We start from the raw sequence: 20,083 nt of genomic DNA, 5'->3' as shown, positions 1-20,083 counted from the left end.
TGCATCACTCGGCTCCCTTGCCTGCCCCCCTACAGCGTCTCGATCCTGACGGCGCACCCGGCTTAATCGCTGGAGTCCTTCTGCACTTTCTGGTCTAGTAGCGATCCGGTCATCCCGAGTCGACCGTCGTCGATTCCGTCATCCATTCGCTGCAACTGCCACCAAGCAAAGGTCCCGCCGATGTCTGCCCAACGTTTCAAACACGCCCTCTCCTGCCTGTCCCTGCTGGCCTGTCTGACCTCCACTGCAGCCTTCGCCCACGCCCATCTTGAAAGCCAGCAGCCCGCTGCCGACAGCGAAGTGAGCGCGCCCAAAGAGCTGCGCCTGGTCTTCTCCGAAGGCGTCGAAGCCACATTCACCAAAGTGGTCATCAGCCTGGACGCCCCCGATACGCCGACTGAAATCATCCAGACGCGTAACGTCGAAACCGATCCCAATAACCAGAAAGTTCTGATCGTGACCCCCGCCGTGCCGATGGTCCCGGGCACATACAAGGTGGAATGGCACGCCGTGTCGGTGGACACCCACAAGAGCGAAGGCACCTACCGATTTCAGGTGACGCCATAACCCCATGCACGAAGGACTGATCCTGTGCCGGTTCATCCACTTCGGCGCAGTGCTGTTGCTATTCGGGGCCGGCGCGTTCCGCTGCCTGTTGTTTGGCCGGCATTTGCTGCCTTTTGAGGTAAGCCCGGCGGAACCTCGCCTGAGTCGACCGCTCGGCTGGCTCGCGGCCATCGCGCTGGTGAGCGCGATGGCCTGGTTGATGCTGACGGCTGCTTACCTGAGCAGCGACTGGAGCGGCGCGATCAATCCGTCCACCGTCGGGCTGGTGCTGGGCAATACCTGGTTCGGTCATGTGTGGGTCGTTCATCTGCTGCTGAACGTGCTGGTTGTCAGCCTCAATCGCCGGGTGAACCCGGGCGCGCTGCTGGTCCTCAACACGCTGTTGCTGCTGACCCTGGCGCCGGTGGGTCACGGCGCCATGTTCGACGGTCTGAAAGGCCAGCTGCTGATCCTCAACCAAATGCTGCACCTGCTCGGCGTCGGCACCTGGCTCGGCGGTCTGTTGATGCTGGCCCTGCTGCTGAGGGCTGATGGTGGTGTCGATCTGGCCTTGGTGTTGCGGCGTTTCAGCGGCATCGGCTACGGGCTGGTGGCGGTGATCATCGCCACGGGCCTGATCAACGTTCGTGCCCTCAGCGGCGGGTTCTGGCCTGAACCGGCGTTTGCCGGGTTCGGCCTGGTGCTGGCCGTTAAAGTCACGATGGTTGCGGGGATGCTGGTGCTGGCAGCGCTGAACCGGCAGTTGGCCCAGGCCGCTGATTTGCCGATGGCGCGGCTGCGGCTGAGCGTATTGCTGGAAGGCCTGTTTGGTGCGGGTGCGCTGGCGGCGGTGTCGTTGCTCGGCACCTTGCCGCCGATGCTGGGCTGATTGAACAGGTTGGCCTGAAGGCAAAAGTTTGAACGCAAGACTCGGAGTGTCGCCTTCCATCACTGCGGCTAACGTACAGTCCAGTGAACCGTCAGAGAGCCGCCGAAATGAGCCGCCAGCCGAGTAATCCGTCCACCCAACCCGTCGAGCTCGACCCGCGCTGGAACGCCGTGGTGTCCCGGGACGTCAGCGCCGACGGGCAGTTCGTCTACGGCGTGCGCACGACGGGGGTGTACTGCCGCCCGAGCAGCAGCGCACGCTTGCCACGCCCGGAAAACGTGGTGTTCTTTGACAGTGCCACCGAGGCCGAAGCCGCCGGGTTTCGCCCCAGCAAGCGCGCCGCCGCCGACCGCACCGGCCTTGCTGAGCAGCACGCCGCCGTGGTCGCTGGCGCCTGTCGTCTGATCGCCGACGCGGAGTTGTTGCCGACCCTCGCCGAGCTCGCTGCCCACGCGTCCATGAGCCCCTGGCATTTCCACCGCGTCTTCAAAGCCGTCACCGGCCTGACACCCAAGGGCTACGCCAACGCCTACCGCGCCGACAAGGTACGCCACAAGCTGACCGACAGCGGGCGTATCACCGACGCCCTGTACGACGCCGGTTTCAATTCCAACAGCCGTTTCTACGAGGCCAGCGCCGGACTGCTGGGCATGCGCCCCACCGACTACCGCAAGGGCGGCGCGGCGCTGGAGATCCGTTTTGCCGTCGGCGAGTGCTTTCTCGGTGCGATTCTGGTGGCTCAGAGCGCCAAGGGCGTGTGCGCTATTCTGCTCGGCGATGACCCCAATCGACTGGTGCAAGACCTGCAGGATCAGTTCCACAGCGCCACGCTGATCGGCGGCGACGCGGAGTTCGAGCGGCTGATGGCGGAGGTGGTGGGGTTTATCGAAGCGCCGAAGCTGGGCCTGAACCTGCCGCTGGATTTGCAAGGCACCGCTTTTCAGCAGCGAGTCTGGCAGGCCCTGGCGCAGATCCCGCCGGGCACGACCGCCAGCTACGCGCAGATCGCCCAACGGATCGGCGCGCCGACCGCCAGCCGCGCGGTCGCCTTGGCCTGCGGGGCAAACCGCATTGCCGTGGCGATTCCCTGTCACCGCGTGGTGCGCAGCGATGGCGCGTTGTCGGGCTATCGCTGGGGGGTGGAGCGCAAGCAGGCGTTGCTCACTCGTGAGGGTCAAGAAAAGGAATCACAGTATTCACGCTGAGCTGTTTTGATCGGTTTCAGCGCAGCTCAAACGTCAGTTTCGCTGCTTTCGTAATGCTATCGATCCTCGCGGGTGTGCCACAGACGCAGCAAATAGATTGTGGAATTCGCTATCTCGTAGCGCATCTCGTAACAGCCGATCTGGATTCTGCGCACATCCCTCGGCTCGAATTCTTCCAAGCGTTCGCCTATGCGTGGGTTGGCGAGTAACGTAGTCGGTGCTGTCGTGAGTTGCTGCACGGTTCGTGCGGCGGCTGGCTGATTGACCGCTGCAAGAAACTCATACAGTCGGGCAATGTCGGAAAGCGCTTTGCTTGTCCACTTCAATTCCATCAGCGCGGGACCGGCAACGGCGTGTCGGTGCCAAGGCTATCAGCCCAGGCCTGAACGGCTTGGTGATCAATTACCCGGCCAGCATCAACGTCAGCCAATGCCTCGCGAGTCAGGCGACTCCGCTCTTCTTCCTGATCTATCCAGGCGGAAAGAGCCTGTTTGACGATCCAGTTTTTGGAGCGTTCCAGACGCTCTGCCATCAAATCGACTTTCTGTGCCAACGCCTCAGGAACGTGAGCCGTCACCGATCGGGTCTTTGCGGGGTTTGCCATGTTGGGAGAGTCCTGATTAAAGAGTGATTCAAAGTTAATCATAGTGAGTCATTAAAAGTCGTCAAGAGTAGAGTCAGGTGTCGGAATGCCCTGTACGCCATCCGCTAGAAGCTTCCCGGCTAAAGCCGGTCCTACAAAAGAAGCCAGGCATACAAAAGAAGCCGGGCATGCAAAAGGCGCCCGGCATGCAAACGCCGGTAACAGCTTCTCGCTTGAGAAACCCTGACAGCGGCGTAAGGTCCCTGCACCGGATCTCACAAGGAGCATGGACGTGCCTTCGACTCTTCAAGCAGCGATAACCGACAACGCCCCCTCATTCTGGTTGATCGCCGACCAGCTCAATGCACGCAACGAAACCGAACGACTGGACTACATCCGCTCGGGCTTCCCGCCCGGCTGGGTCAAGGTGCTGCGCAATGCCTTCCGCCTCAGCAACAGTCAGCTCGAAGCCTTGCTGGCGACCTCGGTCTCGACCCTGGAACGCCGCCAGCGTCAGCAACGACCGCTGGACATCGTCGGCTCCGAGCGCCTTGATCGGGTTGCCGCCCTCGCCACCCACGCCGCCGAACTCTTCGAAGACCAGAACACCGCCCGCCGCTGGATGGTTGCCTCCAACCGCGCACTCAACGGCCAGACACCCATCGCCCTCTGCGAAACCGAGATCGGCGCGCGCCAGGCACGTCGCGTGCTCAGCGCACTGCAGCATGGCGGGGTCGTCTGATGCAGGCCTGGAGGATCAGCAAGGACAGTGCCGCGAACGATCTGTCCGGCCTGGGCGCCGCGCAGTTCGGCGGGCGCTGGAATCACGCCGACCAGCCGGCCGTTTACCTGGCGCTGAGCGCGTCAGGCTGCGCCCTGGACACGCTCATTCAATGTGCGAGCCTGCCGCAGCCGGGCTTTCAGCTCGTTCACTTGCAGTTGCCGGATGACCCGGGGCTGTATTGGCAGCCTACCCTCGCCCAGCTGCCGCCCGGTTGGGACGTCACGCCGGCGGACCGCCCCAGCATGGATTTCGGCAGCGCCTGGCTGGAGCGGCGCGAGCAACTTGGTCTGATCGTGCCGTCCGCGACCATCACCCATACGCGCAACCTGCTGCTCAATCCTCGGCACCCCGCCATGGCGCAGGTCAGGGTGCTCGAGGTGCGCCCCTTCACCTGCGGCTGATCAGCGCTGGGTATCGACCACGATGCGCCCGCGCACCTGACCGTCCATGAGCCGGTGCGCGGCCTCAATCACCTCACCCAAGCCGATCTCGCGGCTGATCAGCGGCAGCAGCGACACATCAAGATCCCGGGCCAGACGCGCCCAGGCGTCGATGCGGTCCTGGCGCGGGCGCATGACGCTGTCGATGCCTGCGAGGGTCACGCCGCGCAGAATGAAGGGCGCCACCGACGCCGGAAAGTCCATCCCCTGGGCCAGACCGCAGGTCGCCACCGTGCCCCAATAGCAGGTGCTGGCGCAGATGTTGGCGAGGGTGTGGCTGCCCACCGAATCGATCGCCCCGGCCCAGCGCTCCTTCGCCAACGGGCGGCCGGGCTCGGCAAGGGTGGCGCGGTCGATGATTTCTGCGGCGCCGAGAGAGGTCAGGTAATCGCTCTCGCTCAAGCGGCCGGTAGAGGCCACGACGCGATAACCGAGTTTTGCCAGCAGCGCGATGGCGAAACTGCCGACACCGCCGTTGGCGCCAGTCACCAGCACATCGCCCTTGTCCGGCGTGACGCCGTTTTTCTCCAGCGCCATGATCGCCAGCATCGCCGTATAGCCCGCCGTGCCGATGGCCATGGCCTGTGCCGGCGTGAAGCCGCTTGGCAGCGGGATCAGCCATTTGCCCTGCAAGCGCGCCCTCTGCGCCAGCCCGCCCCAGTGCCCTTCGCCGACGCCCCAGCCATTGAGCAGCACCTGATCGCCCGGCTTGAAGTCCGGGTCGCTGCTGTCCTCGACCGTGCCGGCCAGGTCCACCCCGGGCACCATCGGGAACTGCCGCACGATCGGGCCCTTGCCGGTGATCGCCAGGCCGTCTTTGTAATTCAGCGTGCTGTGACTGACGCGCACGGTGACGTCGCCTTCGGGCAACTGACTGTCGTCGATGTCCGTCAGCTCGGCGCGGTAACCGTTGTCGTCTTTATTGATCAGGATGCCTTTGAACATGCCGCACACTCCTATTTAGACCGCTCGTCTATAACCAGACCTGAAGACATCAGCGCGGCAATCCGCGCAGAAATCCGATGATGAAGGTGTTGAGCGGCTGCTCGTTCTGCACCAGTCGAGCCCGCAGCACGGCGCCCTCCCAGCCGATCCAGAAATACGCCGCCAGCTCTGAACAATCGGTGCGCGCCGGCAGTTCGCCCGCCGCGATCGCCGCTTTGAAGCACACTGTCAGGCGCGCCTGCCAGTCGAGGAAAACCTTCTCCAGCGCCTCACGGAAGCCCGCTGGCAGAACGCTCACTTCCTGGCCCATGTTGCCCACAAGGCAGCCCCGCCGAAAATCGTGGCGGGCGATATTGACCTTCGATTCCTGAACGAAGCCGGCCAGCCGTTCCAGCGGCGAGAGCGATTCATCCAGCAGCCAGCGGTCCAGGCGCCGGGCGAAATAGCCGGCGTAGCTGTCGAGCACTGCGAGGCCGAACACCTCTTTGCTGGCGAAGTAATGATAGAAGGAGCCTTTGGGCACACCGACCCGCTTGAGGATGCCGTCGATGCCCGTGGCCATGAAGCCCTGCTCGGTCAGTAGATCAACGCCGCAGCGGATAAGCGCCTCGCGGGTGTCGAAGTCGTCGGGGCGTGCCACTTTCGGTGGACGGCCGGGGCGTCTGGGTTTTGCAATGATGTCGTTCATGGGGTTGCATATTAGACCGGGCGTCTATTAAATCAACCGCAACTTTGCATGCGCCGCTGTTCAGCGGCCTTTTCGCTACGGAGACTCTGCCGATGATCGCCTGGCCCGACACCCGCCTGCTCAAACTGCTGGACATCGAACTGCCCATCCTGCAAGCGCCCATGGCCGGTGCATCCGGCTCGGCGATGGCCGTCGCGGTGGGCAAAGCCGGCGGCCTGCCCTCGCTGCCCTGCGCCATGCTCACCCGCGCGCAGATTAGAGAGGAAGTCGCGCGGATACGCGCGGGCACCCATGCGCCGCTCAACCTGAATTTCTTCTGCCACTCGACCCCGCCCGCCGACCCGCAGGCCGATGCAGACTGGAAACACCTGCTCAAGCCCTACTACGACGAACTGGGCGCCGACTTCGATGCGCCAACGCCCACGTCCAACCGGGCACCCTTCGACGAGGCCGCTTGCGCGCTGGTGGAGGAATTGAAACCTGAAGTGGTCAGCTTCCACTTCGGTCTGCCCGATCCCGCCTTGCTGGCGCGGGTAAAGGCCACCGGTGCGAAGGTGCTCTCCTCGGCGACCACCGTAGAAGAAGCGGTGTGGCTCGAGGCACGGGGTTGCGACGCGATCATCGCCATGGGCTACGAGGCCGGCGGCCATCGCGGGATGTTCCTCAGCGATCAGTTGCACACCCAGGTCGGGACCATGGCGCTGGTGCCGCAGATCGTCGATGCCGTGACGGTTCCGGTCATCGCCGCCGGCGGCATTGCCGACAGTCGCGGGATTGCCGCCGCGTTCATGCTTGGCGCCTCCGCCGTGCTAGTGGGCACCGCCTACCTGTTCACCCCGGAAGCCAAGGCCTCGGCGCTGCATCAGGCGGCATTGAGCCGCGCTCAGGACAGCCAGACCGCCATCACCAACATTTTCACCGGTCGTCCGGCCCGGGGCATCGTCAATCGCATCATGAGAGAGATCGGACCCATGGCCGCTGCCGCGCCGGCCTTCCCCACCGCGGGCGGCGCACTGATGCCCCTGCGCAGCAAAGCCGAAGCCCGTGGCGACGACGGCTTCATGAATCTTTGGGCGGGTCAGGCGGTGGGCATCAAGCACTCGCTGTCCGCAGAAGAACTCACCCGGACGCTGGCCATCGGCGCCCTTGAGCGGCTGGCCGGGCGCTGAGCCGATGATACAGACGTCGATTTAAAACGGAGCACGGCACGATCCGGCTTCCGCGCGGAGGATAGTCGCTATATATTTCGCTGCATAGCGTTTGACCGGCGTCCGGTTGGCGTTCCTCCTCATTACGTTTGCTAGCCCGGAGCCTCTACATGCGCGCAGTTTCAAACCGCTTCACCCTGACTGCATTGGTCATCGCCTGTGCCGCGCTGTCATCGGGCACAGCGTTCGCCGATGAGGTCCAAGTGGCCGTTGCCGCCAACTTCACGGCGCCGATCCAGGCCATCGCCCAGGACTTCGAAAAAGACACCGGTCACAAGTTGGTCGCTTCTTTCGGCGCGACCGGCCAGTTCTACACCCAGATCAAAAATGGCGCGCCGTTCGAAGTGTTTCTCGCCGCCGATGACACCACCCCGGCCAAACTGGAGAGCGAAAACGAGACGGTGAAAGGCTCGCGCTTTACCTACGCGGTGGGCACTTTGGCGCTGTGGTCGGCCAAAGACGGCTATGTGGACGACAAGGGTCAAGTGCTCAAGGACGGCAAATTCGAACACCTGTCCATTGCCAACCCGAAAGCCGCGCCCTATGGCCTCGCTGCCACCCAGACCCTGGACAAACTGGGCCTGACTGACTCGACCAAAAGCAAGATCGTCGAAGGCCAGAGCATCGCCCAGGCCTATCAGTTCGTGCAGACCGGCAACGCGGAACTGGGTTTCGTCGCCCTCTCCCAGGTGTTCAAGGACGGCAAGCTGACCGGCGGCTCGGCGTGGATCGTGCCCGCCAACCTCCATGAACCCATCAAGCAGGACGCGGTGATCCTCAACAAGGGCAAAGACAACGCCGCCGCCAAGGCGCTGATGGACTACCTCAAAGGCCCGAAAGCCGCCGCCATCATCAAATCCTACGGGTACCAGCTGTAAATGCTGCTGGGCAGTGCCGACCTCGCGGCCATCTGGCTGACGCTGAAACTGGCGTCCCTGACCACTGTGATTCTGCTGATCGTCGGCACGCCCATCGCGCTGTGGCTGGCGCGCACCCGCTCATGGCTGAAAGGCCCCATCGGCGCGATCGTGGCCCTGCCTCTGGTGCTGCCACCCACGGTGATCGGCTTTTATCTGCTGCTGTTGCTCGGGCCGAACGGCGCGGTCGGGGAGCTGACCCAGAGCCTGGGGCTCGGCACGTTGACCTTCAGTTTCAGCGGGTTGGTGATCGGCTCGGTGCTGTATTCCCTGCCGTTCGTGGTGCAGCCCTTGCAGAACGCCTTCGTCGCCATCGGTCCTCGCCCCCTTGAAGTGGCGGCCACGCTGCGCGCTAGTCCCTGGGACACGTTCTTCTCGGTGATCCTGCCGCTGGCGCGCCCCGGCTTTATCACCGGGGCGATTCTGGGCTTCGCCCACACCGTGGGTGAGTTTGGCGTGGTGCTGATGATCGGCGGCAATATCCCGGAGAGAACCCGCGTCGTGTCCACGCAAATCTACAACCATGTCGAAGCCATGGAATACGCCCAGGCCCATTGGCTGGCTGGGGCGATGCTGGTGTTTTCCTTTGTGGTGCTGCTGGTGCTGTATTCCAGCGGCAAGGCGCGTTCGGCGTGGAGCGGCGCATGAGTGCGAAGATTGAAGTGCGGCTGCAGGTGAATTACGCCGAGTTCGTTCTCGACGTCGACCTCCACTTGCCCGGTCGCGGCGTCTCGGCGCTGTATGGCCATTCCGGCTCCGGCAAAACCACCTGCCTGCGTTGCATCGCCGGGCTGGAAAAGGCGGCCGACGGCTATATCCGCGTCAACGGCGAGGTCTGGCAGGACAGCGCCAACAACGTCTTTCTGCCCCCGCACAAACGTCCATTGGGCTACGTGTTTCAGGAAGCCAGCCTTTTTCCGCACCTCGATGTCGAGGGCAATCTGCGCTTTGGCCTCAAGCGCATCCCCGAGCGCGACAGGCGTATTACGTTGCAGCAGGCGACCTCGCTGCTGGGCATCGATCATTTGCTCCAGCGCGCGCCCGATAGGCTGTCCGGCGGCGAGCGTCAACGGGTCGGGATCGCCCGCGCGTTGCTGACCAGCCCGCGCCTGTTGCTGATGGACGAACCCCTGGCGGCGCTGGATGCCCAACGCAAAAACGAAATCCTGCCGTACCTCGAACGCCTCCACGACGAGCTGGATATTCCGGTGATTTACGTGAGTCACGCTCAGGATGAAGTGGCGCGTCTGGCTGATCATCTGGTGCTGCTCAGCGATGGGAAAGCGCTGGCCAGCGGCCCCATCGGCGAAACACTGGCGCGGCTGGATCTGCCGCTGGCGATGGGCGACGACGCGGGCGTGGTGATCGAGGGAAGCGTGCAGGCGTACGATGCGGCCTATCAACTCATCACCGTCCGTTTGCCGCGCAGCGAACTGAGTATCCGCGTCGCCCATTCCGCGTTGCTGCCCGGCAAACCCCTGCGCCTTAAAGTACAGGCGCGGGATGTGAGCCTGAGCCTGCAACCCGATGCTCAAAGCAGCATTCTCAATCGCCTGCCGGTGACCGTCATCGAAGAGATCGCCGCCGACAACACCGCCCATGTGCTGGTCCGCCTGGATGCCGACGGCTCGCCGCTGCTGGCGCGGATCACCCGCTACTCCAGGGATCAGCTGCAGCTGGCGCCTGGGCAGACGCTGTGGGCGCAGATCAAATCAGTCGCGCTGCTGGCGTAGGCGAGCAATCACCCGTCCCATTCATCAGGTATGCAATTAGTCGGCACGACTGCGCAGCGCCACGGTCAATGCAAAAAGACCCGCATTCAGGACTGCCTTTCATGCCGGACACAATCCACAGCGAAGACCTGCCCAAAGATCTGCATTACGTCGACGACAGCCAGCCCGGATTTACCCGCAAGATTCTGCGCGGCAAGTTCGCCTACTTCGACACCGACGGCCAGCGCATCCGCGACGAGGACGTGATCAAACGCATCAACGCGCTGGTGATCCCACCGGCGTACACCGACGTGTGGATCTGTGCCGACCGCCAGGGCCATCTGCAAGCCACCGGCCGCGACGCTCGCGGACGCAAGCAGTACCGCTATCACCCGCGCTGGCGCGAAATCCGCGACGAGAACAAATACTCGCGGATGATCGCCTTCGGCCAGGCGCTGCCCAAAGTGCGCAAGCAGCTGGAAGCGCAGCTGGCCAAACCCGGCATGGGCCGCGAGAAGGTCATGGCGGCGGTGCTGTCGTTGCTCGACCAGACGCTGATCCGTATCGGCAACAGTCAGTACGCCCGGGATAACCGGTCCTACGGCCTGACCACGCTGCGCAACAAACACGTCGACGTGAAGGGCAGCAAGATCTACTTCGAGTTTCGTGGCAAGAGCGGCGTCGAGCACCGGCTCAGCGTCACTGACCGACGCTTGGCGACCATCATCAAGCGCTGCATGGAATTGCCCGGCCAGAACCTGTTCCAGTACCTGGATGACGACGGCCAGCGGCATACCGTTTCCTCCCACGACATTAACCAGTACTTGCACACCCTCACCGGCGCCGACTTCACCGCCAAGGACTACCGCACCTGGGCCGGCAGCGCGATGGCACTGGCGACCCTGCGCAAGCTGCACTGGGAGCCGGAGGCGGACGCGAAGAAACACGTCGTGTCCATGGTTAAGGAGGTCGCGCGGCTGCTGGGCAATACCCCAGCGGTCTGCCGCAAGTGCTACATCCACCCGGCCGTGCTGGAAGCCTTCGCGATGGGCGAACTGTCCAAGCTGCCGCGCATTCGCCAGCGCAAGGGCCTGCGTCTGGAGGAAGTGGCGCTGGCCGGCTTCCTCCAGGGCCTGCAGGCCGCCGAGGTCATTCGTGAAGCATCTGAAGAACTGACAGGAGAAACAGCATGACCACCCACAACGCTCATATTCCCGGCGAAAAACTCAATGACCCGGACGCACGCCCGGCTGACGTGGCCGATGATCGGGAGCGCACCGATGACGTGCGTGAAGACGAGCCGCTGACCGGCGGTGATCACGACGACGCCGGGCACACCCCCAAAGTGCCCCTCGCCGAGTAAACCGCTCCCGCTTTCCAGGATTCAAAGGCCTCACCCATGACCACACCGCCGCACCTGCCAGACGACGACCGCCCTTCTTCCTTCACCGTCGATGCCGACCGCCCCGGATTTGTCCGGGTGCGCGGCGCCCGCGAGCACAACCTCAAGAACGTGGACGTCGATATCCCCCGCGACGCACTGGTGGTGTTCACCGGCGTGTCGGGGTCGGGCAAATCATCGCTGGCCTTCTCCACCCTCTACGCCGAAGCCCAACGCCGCTATTTCGAATCCGTCGCGCCCTACGCCCGACGCCTCATCGATCAGGTGGGCGTGCCCGACGTTGACTCCATCGAAGGCCTACCGCCTGCCGTCGCGCTGCAGCAGCAACGAGGGACGCCGAGCACGCGCTCATCGGTCGGCAGCGTGACCACCCTGTCCAGCCTGATCCGCATGCTCTATTCCCGCGCCGGCACCTATCCGCCGGGGCAACCGATGCTCTATGCCGAAGATTTTTCGCCGAACCTGCCCCAGGGCGCCTGCCCCGAGTGTCACGGCCTGGGCCGGGTCTATGAGATTCCTGAAGAGCTGATGGTCCCGGACGACTCTTTGACCATCCGCCAACGCGCGATCGCCGCATGGCCCCTGGCGTGGGGTGGCCAGAACCAGCGCGACATCCTCGTGACCCTGGGTTACGACGTCGACACCCCGTGGCGTGACCTGCCGAAAAAGGATCGTGACTGGATTCTGTTCACCGACGAACAGCCCAACGTGCCGGTATATGGAGGCCTGACCCCGGAAGAAACCCGTCTGGCGATCAAGCGCAAACTCGAACCCAGTTATCAGGGCACCTTCACCGGTGCCCGCCGCTACGTGCAGCACACCTTTGCCACCACCCAGAGCGCGTTGATGAAAAAACGCGTGTCGCGTTTCATGCGCGGCAGCCCCTGCCCGTTGTGCGATGGCAAACGCCTGAAGCGCGAGGCCCTGTCGGTGACGTTTGCCGGCCTCGATATCGGCGAATTGGCGCAGATGCCGCTGCTGCGGCTGGCTGAAGTGTTGCGTCCGGTGGCTGCGGGCATTTTTGAAAATGAAGATCGCGGCAGCGCTGTGCTGGATCGCGAGCAGATGGCCAAGGCGAAAAAGAAGCGGGTCACTGCAGGCGGCTCGGCCCACGACGCAGCCCCCGATGTGCGCGCGACACCGAACCTGTCTGTCGAGAAGCGCCTCGCCGCCCAACGCATCGCGCAGGACTTGCTGGCGCGGGTCAGCACCCTCACCGAACTGGGGCTCGGCTACCTGGCGCTGGACCGCAGCACGCCGTCGCTGTCATCCGGTGAACTGCAGCGCCTGCGCCTGGCGACGCAATTGGGCTCGCAACTGTTCGGCGTGATCTACGTGCTGGACGAGCCGTCGGCGGGCCTGCACCCGGCCGACAGCGAAGCGCTGTTCACGGCGTTGCAGCAGCTGAAGGCTTCCGGCAACTCGCTGTTCGTCGTCGAGCATGACCTGGAAACCATGCGCCGCGCCGACTGGCTGATCGACGTCGGCCCTGCTGCCGGCGAGCATGGCGGGCACGTGCTGTACAGCGGTCCTCCCGCAGGTTTGGCCGAGATCGAATCCTCGCAAACGGGCCGTCATCTGTTCGCCGAGCATTCCGCACTGAGTTCGGCAAGAAGGCAGCCGACCGACTGGCTGCGCCTGGAAGGCATTACCCGCAACAATCTCAATTCACTGAGCGCTGAATTTCCGCTGGGCTGCTTCACCTCGGTGACCGGCATCTCCGGTTCGGGCAAATCCAGCCTGGTCAGCCAGGCATTGCTGGAGCTGGTGGGCGCCGAATTGGGACGCCCGGTTGTGGAGGCCGAGGCGGAAGAATCCAGCCTGGAAGACGATGCGCCGCAACCCACCGGCGGGCACATCGCCGGCGGAATGAGCGCGGTCAAGCGGCTGGTGCAGGTTGACCAGAAACCCATCGGCCGCACCCCGCGTTCCAACCTGGCGACCTACACCGGGCTGTTCGACAACGTACGCAAACTGTTCGCCGCGACACCCGACGCGCAGAAGGCCGGCTACGACGCCGGGCAGTTCTCGTTCAACGTCGCCAAGGGCCGTTGCCCGGTGTGCGAAGGCGAAGGGTTTGTCAGCGTTGAATTGCTGTTCATGCCCAGCGTCTACGCGCCCTGCCCGACCTGCCATGGTGCGCGCTACAACCCGGACACCTTGGCGATCAAGTGGAATGGGTTGAGTATCGCCGACGTGTTGCAGCTGACGGTTGAACAGGCGGTGGATGTATTCGTCGATCAGCCAGGGATTCTCCGCTCGCTGACGGTGCTGCGTGACATTGGTCTGGGCTATTTGCGTCTGGGTCAGCCTGCGACTGAGTTGTCCGGCGGTGAGGCTCAGCGCATCAAACTGGCGACGGAGCTACAGCGCAGTCAACGCGGCGCCACCTTGTATGTGCTCGATGAGCCGACCACGGGCCTGCACCCCACCGATGTGGATCGGCTGCTGACGCAGTTGAATGCGTTGGTGGATGCAGGGCACAGCGTGGTGGTGGTTGAGCATGAAATGCGCGTGGTGGCGCAGAGTGACTGGGTGATCGACATCGGCCCGGGCGCTGGGGACAAGGGCGGGAATGTTGTGGCGTGTGGGACGCCTGAGCAGGTTGCCGACGTGGAAGAGAGCCGGACGGCGCCGTTTTTGCGCAAGGTATTGAGGGGGTAAGACCAATAGGCACTTGAGTGTTGACCTCAAGTGCTTATTTTTTTATCGGTATCCCGAGCAGGGGTCAAGCCGTCATATCCTTGTTCTTCAATACGTTGAGTAACTTCCGCTTCCTCAGTTTATCTTTTTCTTCGTCCGCGCAGTCCGCTGTTTGCAAGGGGTCTTAGCGAATTGAGGAAAGATTTCCCACCCTGCCTTCTGCTGGATTGACCGCCTCTGCTGTAAGAGAAAAGCATCTGCATACAGTTCTAGGAATACTGTCTGATATAGACTGACGGATTTTTTGAGCTCGGGCTGTATTTTGTCAGCTCGAAAACAATTACAGTCTGTCGATTTCATCGAACTTCACCGCGCCCTCGCCGCCACTAACTTCTGACGTTCGCTATAACCGATGAGTAAGCGCACATACTAGTTTTGATATCTGGCAACACCGCATTAGATAAGACTCAAGCAAGTCAACTCACCCGGGGGCCTCCAGAAGAGGCCCGCAACATGGACGTGTCTACTCTGCTGAACATGCGCACGCTTGGGAAATATAACTATTCTGAGCTTTACGATTTTGAAGGAATCTTTTCTATCAATAACTTAGCTAACTCTTGAAAATTCACCGGATAATTATCTGAAGATGCCGCTACCCCATCTGCCTGCATACCAAATATCTTAGACGCCACCTCTGACTTGATCTTGTTCTGCTCATCGCTTGGCAAGGAAGCAAGATAAGGGGTCATCGCTCTCAAATCCAAAGATATCCGTCTGTTAGAATGTTGTTGAGCCCGGTGTCTCGATGATTCCCTAGCAAGATAGGCTGCGGGTATCGACAGCGCTAACGCAGCAAATGCTTTCAGCAACAACTGCCTCCAATCTAGCTCTCCACTCAACGTCTGATACAGGGCAATGCACACAACTAGCCCCGATGTTGCCATACAGACCAAAGACCACCCACGCATCCTGTCAGCACTTGCTCCTTCCTTTTCCGCAGTGTTTGCATAATCAATGAGTAACACCTTCGACGCGTTTTGGCCCAATAGGTCATTAATTTGCGCATCCACATCATTGCTGCGTTTCGCAGCATCATCCGAAATTTTGGCAGCTTTATTTATCTCCTCCGTCACACTTTTTTTGATAGAGTCCACATAATCGCGCACTGTTTCTAGATCACGAGTGAGATTCAAAAGACTTTCGGAAAAATTGTTGGACTCATTAGAGCTTTTCTTTCTAATATCGCTAATATCTGAGTACCCTTTCTCAATAGATCTCTGGAAGTTCTCGATGTCAGATCGGAGCTTTGCTTCCATTTCTATAACAGCTTTTTCCGAGGTACTGAGAACCTCATGAACTGGATAGCTATCAGCGCCGCCTGTTGCCAGTGTATAAGGTAAAGAGAACTCCGCATCTGTGTCAATTCGCTTAGAAAATTCAGAAGCTGCAGTCAGAATTTGAGTCGCCAAGTCAAGGACTTCTACAGAGTCAGTTCTTTCTGAAAGACCACGCCCTAAACCCTCCGCATGGATGGCTATGGCTTTAGCGCTGGAGACAGCCGACTCAATATCTCTCTGTGCTGCATGCTGTACATAATATTTATAATTTGTTTCTACACCGTTTAGATTTTCACGATCATACCGCGCGATGCTCTTGCCTTTTATTTCGTCCAACAACCTGCCCAATAAGCCTTGGATTTTATTTATGTACTGCTCGCAAATTACTAATGGATCTTTCATTTTAATACCTGTCACGCGCGGATCCGAGGATGTTGATTGATTTGAGGGCCTAAAGCCCCACTCACGCCATACCATAGCATTTCGCCATAAAGCACGCGAAGGACTCTGAGAGTGCAGGTCTTCTGAAGCAGTTTCAATTATGCGCGTAACCGCGAATGTTGTGTCTGACCACCCCCCAAATGTCGAACTAGTCAGCTTTCATGACGAAGCGTTCGGGATACTTACGGTTGACCGAACGCAAAACTGGGCTAATACCCTCGAAGGCGAGATCCTTGACCAGCGGTTGCTGATTGACTACGCCCATGATGACCTGCCCGGCTCTGGCGTCTATCCGCTTGTCCATGATCAGCAAATCACCAAATAGCATGCCCACCCCTTCCATGCTGTCGTACTCAACGTTCCCAAGGTAAGGGAAACGCGTGCGGACCCTCAGGAGCTCATCCAGCAAAATGTCCAAGTGGTCAGCCGCCATGTCGCCACACAAAGCGGCACCACCGAGACTGGAAGTAGGACGCCTCCTCGACCTGCTCGATGCCGGAACAACCCGCTCCTGGGTACCCATGCTCGTCACGCTGGCATCCAAAAGCGTCGGCAGAGCGTCTCGCGCGTGGCCGACGCGGTTCAAGATGAAGGCTTCCGGGGTAATGCGGCCAAGGACGGAGCATTGAGCATCGACGATCTGCACGTCACCTTTGGACGGCGGGATCTTTCTGAGTAGATCTTTCGTTACGGCAACGCCCATCTGGCGGCGCGGTACGCGGGAAGACTTCACTTGCTGATGTTGTATATGCTCACTGTTAACTACGCGCTTCAATTGCGGTCAACACCGGTGCAGCCTGTCGCAGAAGCTTTACGTGCGAGTTTTCGGCATTCAAGTACGAACTCACTCGCCAGCTGCATGCGGCCGACAGGGCTCTATGGTGTGACGGAAACTGCGAGCGCCGGCGCCATCAGCTCCATTGTATGGCTAAGTCGTTCAAGCGTTGGGCAGGTCGACAGTCAGCCGAGTGGTTCACTCAAACAGAAATGCGGGTAACGGCTTCTTGGGATCGCCAAAGGGTCGAGCGCTGGCACACCGCGCCGTCCCGCCGCGTTTGTATATGCACGGAGCCTACCGCCGTCTGTGGCAGTCATGAGCACTTGGAAAGATTCCTCGTCCACATTTGTGGAGTCCTGCCTCGCAGTGATCAGGCGATGTAGTTCGGCTGCTTGCAACCCGCATATTTCTTGCTCCTCGACGAGCACTCAGCAAACGAATACGTGGCGATAATGCTCCTCGGCATTTTCAATGGACCCCATTTGTTCAGATGTGAACGTGAACTGGTATTCACCGGTGTTTTTCGGCTCGCTGCCGTATTTGAGAATGAGGCTTACGTAGGATTGTCTAAGAAGGCGCGGCGATGACCAGCCATCCTCCGCAATGATGCTAGGAAGGCTACGGGCGTGCCAAAGGCTGACTTCCAGATGAGGGATCTTCGCGCCAAAGCAGGCACGGACAAGGCAGAAAGCAGTGGTGACATCCTGCAAGCGAAAGACCAGCTGGGACACACCACCGTCGCCATGACGGAGCATTACATCAGGAAGCGGAGGGGCAAGAAAATCACGCCAACGAAGTGAATTGCGGAAAGAATTCTCGATTGCGGAAATTTAGCGACAAAAAAGGCGCTTCGGATTGCTCCGTAAGCGCCTGATTTTGAATGGTACCCCGAGCCGGAGTCGAACCGGCACATCCTTTCGGACGACGGATTTTAAGTCCAGAGTTAAAACTATAGCTTTCAATAGGTTAGGCTATTTTCCGTTCCTCAATATGCGTTTTTCTTCGTCCGTGCAGCCTTTTGTTTTCAAGGTGTGCAATTGAATTGCGGAACGATGTCTATCTCCTATCTCCTATCTCCTATCTCCACATCCAGCGACCAGATCCACCTTTTCTCAAGGTCAGGCGACGAACCGTAGGCAGTTGGTAGGGCGTTCGGTAAGATTGACGCACCCTCGGTCACGCCTGGAGCGAAATGAACGTCTTCACGGAATTCCCGATACTCCGCAAATTTGAGACCTACTAACCCTATGCATCTACACAGTCTGACGTTGACGAATGTTCGGCAATTCGACCGACGGACATTCGAATTTGAACCCGGCTTCAACTTGCTCGTAGGTGAGAATGGGGCCGGCAAGACAACGATCCTTCGCGGCTTGCTCGCGGCTTTGGGCAGCACACAGCAACTGGGGCGGCGCCCAAGGCTGGAAGACGATGATGTTCGACTGCGTTCAAGTCAGGCTGAAGTGAGCGCGGTGATTTGGTCCGCAAAGAACAAGGTTGAGGAGTTTAAGTTTCAGAAGACGCTTTGGGAGCGTGCTCGTCGCTCAGCTCGGCGAGGGACTCTGCCATTGATTCTGCTCTACTCATCCAACGAAGCGATTTGTTCCGCGATGAAAATAAAACGGAAAAATCCGGTCCGGGAGGTCAAAACTGATCAGTTCCGCAGCAATGAAGAGTTCCTGTACGAAACCGAGAGAGATTTATCTCAGGGGCCAACTGTAGCAAATGAGCGCAAGTTTGGAAACAGCCGGTCAGTCAGAGATTTTGTTAGCAAAGTACTTTCTACATTCTCTCCTGACATGAATACCTTCTATTGGCACTTCGAACCCTATGATTGCTCCTTCGTTTCCTTCGATGGGGTTGAAAAGGGTCCGGCCCTAGATGAGGCAACTCTCAAGCAGGCTAGACTTTTTGCTATGCGTAAATTCCAGGAGGGCTGGGCACGGAAGCGAAACCGACATTTTGATTGGCCAGACCAGGCAAAGATAATTCTTAACACAGAGACTCAGGAGCGCACACGCAACGACATTAATCTGCCCAATTTGCGTGAGATTTGGCAAGGTATGCGAACCTCAGAAGCCACTCGGGAGCTCCTGCGATCATATGCATTGGAGGTTAAGCTTACTCCGCGGATCATGATAAAACGCGAAATCGGCACGATGAGTCTAAAGCAGCTTTCCGACGGTGAACAGCGGCTTTTTTCATTGTTCGTTGACATTGCTAGGCAGCTATCGGTGAGCCACCCCAGCGATGAATTCGGAGAAGGCGAGGCGATTATCCTTATTGATGAAATCGACGTTCATCTTCATCCTAAGTGGCAACGCCGTATCGTCCCAGCTCTGGAAGACCTGTTTTCCAACTGCCAGTTCATTGCTACCACTCACTCGCCGTTTGTCATTCAAGCAGCCAGTCGCCAGCGGATTACATTCATCGAACCGCATTCCTCAGCTGGACTCTTGGGAGGAGGAAATAGCCTCGAAGATATTGCAGAGAATATTCAAGGAGTACCCCAACCTCAACGTAGTGTTCGGGCTGAAACATTAAGCATTGCGGCGAAACGGTACTTTGAACTTCTTGAGATGCGAGCGGATGATGTGGACCAGGTAAATCCAGCTGAGTTGCGCGCGGCTGAGAAGTCATACCGGGAGGCGAGCGAACCATTCACCTCGGACACTGCCTTGCATGCCTTGCTTAAGATCCTCGCGATGGAAGGTAAAGCTCGGTGAGGCCTATAAAACGGGGCACCGCACCTAATTCATATGGCAAGTATCAGGAGGCGATTGGTGATCTAGAAGACAGCTTTGGCTGCTATTGTAGTTATTGCGAACGTCGCTTCCCTGCACTTCTAGCTGTAGAGCATGTATCACCAAAGAGTGCCGACGTTGCGCGCGAGACTGATTGGTCCAACTTTCTTCTTGGTTGCGTTAACTGCAATTCAACGAAGCATGATAAACCAACAAATGATCAGGACTTTCTTTGGCCGGACAAAGACAACACCCTAGCAGCTATCGAATACAGAGCAGGGGGAATAGTGGAACCTTCACTAACTTTAGATGCTAAGATTGCACCAAAAGCGGCTGCTTTGATAGATCTTGTAGGATTGGATCGCCATCCGGGCCAGCCTGCCGAAAAACAGCCTGCCGGCCGAGATAAGCGCTATTTGGAACGGGAGGAGAAGTGGCAGCTTGCTCAGCTCATGCGCGACAGTTTGAAGCGTAACGACAATGGGGATTTTCGAGATTTGTTGGTCATCGCGGCTAAGGAGTCGGGATTCTTCAGTATCTGGATTGCTGCCTTTCATGATGATTCAGATATGCGCCGTCGGCTAGTCGAAGCTCACGTCGGAACTGCTCGAGACTGTTTCGAGAGTGACTGGACTCTCAAAGCTAGAGCTGGCGGCCATGTTTAAGGACCATTAATGTCCGCAATGAGACCTTCTGCGGCGAGATGCTCAAGCAATCTCGCCCACGGAACGTGCGTTCGTCATCGACAGAAGACCCGTAAATAAAAAGGTGCAGCTAACCAAGCTCATCTCCAATACCGAAGTATAAGGGAAATGAAGGTA

20 protein-coding genes and 1 pseudogene are annotated in these 20,083 nt (G+C 59.7%); 15 read left to right on the top strand and 6 right to left on the bottom strand.

What is annotated here, in order from left to right:
* Positions 1-180: 180 nt before the first annotated feature.
* The 3 genes from copC (at position 181) to ada (ending at position 2,640) form a co-directional block, all read left to right on the top strand.
* Positions 181-567, top strand: a complete 387-nt coding sequence (gene copC, locus SLW75_RS03095) for a copper homeostasis periplasmic binding protein CopC (RefSeq protein ID WP_369319047.1) — start codon at positions 181-183, stop codon at positions 565-567.
* A 4-nt stretch (positions 568-571) separates the two neighbouring features.
* The gene (gene copD / locus SLW75_RS03090; RefSeq protein WP_410933505.1) at positions 572-1,435 is read left to right on the top strand and encodes a copper homeostasis membrane protein CopD; all 864 of its coding nucleotides are present in this window, start codon (positions 572-574) and stop codon (positions 1,433-1,435) included.
* Positions 1,436-1,542: 107 nt separating this feature from the next.
* On the top strand, positions 1,543-2,640 hold the full coding sequence (gene ada / locus SLW75_RS03085) for a bifunctional DNA-binding transcriptional regulator/O6-methylguanine-DNA methyltransferase Ada (protein WP_410933504.1): 1,098 nt from the start codon (positions 1,543-1,545) through the stop codon (positions 2,638-2,640).
* A gap of 56 nt (positions 2,641-2,696) precedes the next feature.
* On the opposite strand, the gene SLW75_RS03080 is transcribed toward ada, so the two are convergent.
* Positions 2,697-2,972, bottom strand: a complete 276-nt coding sequence (locus tag SLW75_RS03080) for a type II toxin-antitoxin system RelE/ParE family toxin (RefSeq protein ID WP_065990514.1) — start codon at positions 2,970-2,972, stop codon at positions 2,697-2,699.
* Complete coding sequence (locus SLW75_RS03075) at positions 2,972-3,244, bottom strand: CopG family ribbon-helix-helix protein (RefSeq protein ID WP_065990867.1); 273 nt, start codon at positions 3,242-3,244, stop codon at positions 2,972-2,974. Before SLW75_RS03075 ends, SLW75_RS03080 begins: the two co-directional genes overlap by 1 nt.
* Before the next feature lie 271 nt (positions 3,245-3,515).
* Between SLW75_RS03075 and SLW75_RS03070 the strand changes: the two genes are divergently transcribed.
* The gene (locus tag SLW75_RS03070; RefSeq protein WP_244160384.1) at positions 3,516-3,965 is read left to right on the top strand and encodes an antitoxin Xre/MbcA/ParS toxin-binding domain-containing protein; all 450 of its coding nucleotides are present in this window, start codon (positions 3,516-3,518) and stop codon (positions 3,963-3,965) included.
* A complete protein-coding gene (locus SLW75_RS03065; protein WP_410933503.1) occupies positions 3,965-4,408 on the top strand; it encodes an RES family NAD+ phosphorylase in 444 nt (147 codons plus the stop codon). The genes SLW75_RS03070 and SLW75_RS03065 overlap by 1 nt, the downstream gene beginning before the upstream one ends.
* On the opposite strand, the gene SLW75_RS03060 is transcribed toward SLW75_RS03065, so the two are convergent.
* Together SLW75_RS03060 and SLW75_RS03055 are read right to left on the bottom strand one after the other, a co-directional pair.
* Entirely contained in the window at positions 4,409-5,392 is a 984-nt protein-coding gene (locus tag SLW75_RS03060) for an MDR family oxidoreductase (RefSeq protein WP_410933502.1), read from the bottom strand. It abuts the gene before it with no gap.
* Between the two features lie 49 nt (positions 5,393-5,441).
* Complete coding sequence (locus tag SLW75_RS03055) at positions 5,442-6,080, bottom strand: TetR/AcrR family transcriptional regulator (protein WP_410933501.1); 639 nt, start codon at positions 6,078-6,080, stop codon at positions 5,442-5,444.
* Positions 6,081-6,172: 92 nt separating this feature from the next.
* Here SLW75_RS03055 and SLW75_RS03050 point away from each other — a divergent pair, with 92 nt between their 5' ends.
* From SLW75_RS03050 to SLW75_RS03020, 7 genes are all read left to right on the top strand, one after another.
* Entirely contained in the window at positions 6,173-7,249 is a 1,077-nt protein-coding gene (locus SLW75_RS03050; protein WP_410933500.1) for an NAD(P)H-dependent flavin oxidoreductase, read from the top strand.
* Between the two features lie 149 nt (positions 7,250-7,398).
* Complete coding sequence (gene modA, locus SLW75_RS03045) at positions 7,399-8,166, top strand: molybdate ABC transporter substrate-binding protein (protein ID WP_410933499.1); 768 nt, start codon at positions 7,399-7,401, stop codon at positions 8,164-8,166.
* On the top strand, positions 8,167-8,853 hold the full coding sequence (modB, locus tag SLW75_RS03040; protein WP_410933498.1) for a molybdate ABC transporter permease subunit: 687 nt from the start codon (positions 8,167-8,169) through the stop codon (positions 8,851-8,853). It begins immediately after the preceding gene.
* On the top strand, positions 8,850-9,938 hold the full coding sequence (modC, locus tag SLW75_RS03035) for a molybdenum ABC transporter ATP-binding protein (protein WP_410933497.1): 1,089 nt from the start codon (positions 8,850-8,852) through the stop codon (positions 9,936-9,938). Before modB ends, modC begins: the two co-directional genes overlap by 4 nt.
* 101 nt (positions 9,939-10,039) lie before the next feature.
* Positions 10,040-11,110 (top strand): DNA topoisomerase IB, encoded by a 1,071-nt coding sequence (locus SLW75_RS03030; protein WP_065990497.1) that lies wholly within the window; start codon positions 10,040-10,042, stop codon positions 11,108-11,110.
* Positions 11,107-11,280, top strand: a complete 174-nt coding sequence (locus SLW75_RS03025; RefSeq protein ID WP_167355806.1) for a hypothetical protein — start codon at positions 11,107-11,109, stop codon at positions 11,278-11,280. The genes SLW75_RS03030 and SLW75_RS03025 overlap by 4 nt, the downstream gene beginning before the upstream one ends.
* A gap of 36 nt (positions 11,281-11,316) precedes the next feature.
* Complete coding sequence (locus SLW75_RS03020) at positions 11,317-13,983, top strand: excinuclease ABC subunit A (RefSeq protein WP_410933496.1); 2,667 nt, start codon at positions 11,317-11,319, stop codon at positions 13,981-13,983.
* Positions 13,984-14,534: 551 nt separating this feature from the next.
* On the opposite strand, the gene SLW75_RS03015 is transcribed toward SLW75_RS03020, so the two are convergent.
* Together SLW75_RS03015 and SLW75_RS03010 are read right to left on the bottom strand one after the other, a co-directional pair.
* The gene (locus tag SLW75_RS03015; protein ID WP_410933495.1) at positions 14,535-15,701 is read right to left on the bottom strand and encodes a hypothetical protein; all 1,167 of its coding nucleotides are present in this window, start codon (positions 15,699-15,701) and stop codon (positions 14,535-14,537) included.
* A 187-nt stretch (positions 15,702-15,888) separates the two neighbouring features.
* Positions 15,889-16,443, bottom strand: coding sequence for a S24 family peptidase (locus SLW75_RS03010; RefSeq protein ID WP_410933494.1), 555 nt, complete (start codon positions 16,441-16,443; stop codon positions 15,889-15,891).
* A 683-nt stretch (positions 16,444-17,126) separates the two neighbouring features.
* On the opposite strand from SLW75_RS03010, the pseudogene SLW75_RS03005 reads away from it, so the two are divergent.
* The 3 genes and pseudogenes from SLW75_RS03005 to SLW75_RS02995 form a co-directional block, all read left to right on the top strand.
* A pseudogene (locus tag SLW75_RS03005) lies at positions 17,127-17,318 on the top strand (integrase); the annotation flags it as partial.
* A gap of 447 nt (positions 17,319-17,765) precedes the next feature.
* Entirely contained in the window at positions 17,766-19,244 is a 1,479-nt protein-coding gene (locus tag SLW75_RS03000; protein WP_410933493.1) for an AAA family ATPase, read from the top strand.
* The gene (locus SLW75_RS02995; protein WP_410933492.1) at positions 19,241-19,927 is read left to right on the top strand and encodes an HNH endonuclease; all 687 of its coding nucleotides are present in this window, start codon (positions 19,241-19,243) and stop codon (positions 19,925-19,927) included. Before SLW75_RS03000 ends, SLW75_RS02995 begins: the two co-directional genes overlap by 4 nt.
* Positions 19,928-20,083 lie beyond the last annotated feature (156 nt).

This window comes from Pseudomonas sp. W5-01, from assembly GCF_046540435.1.
Taxonomy (GTDB): Bacteria; Pseudomonadota; Gammaproteobacteria; order Pseudomonadales; family Pseudomonadaceae; genus Aquipseudomonas; species Aquipseudomonas graminis_B.
Note: the sequence above shows the minus strand (reverse complement) of the source record. Positions and strands in the feature narration are given on the sequence as shown.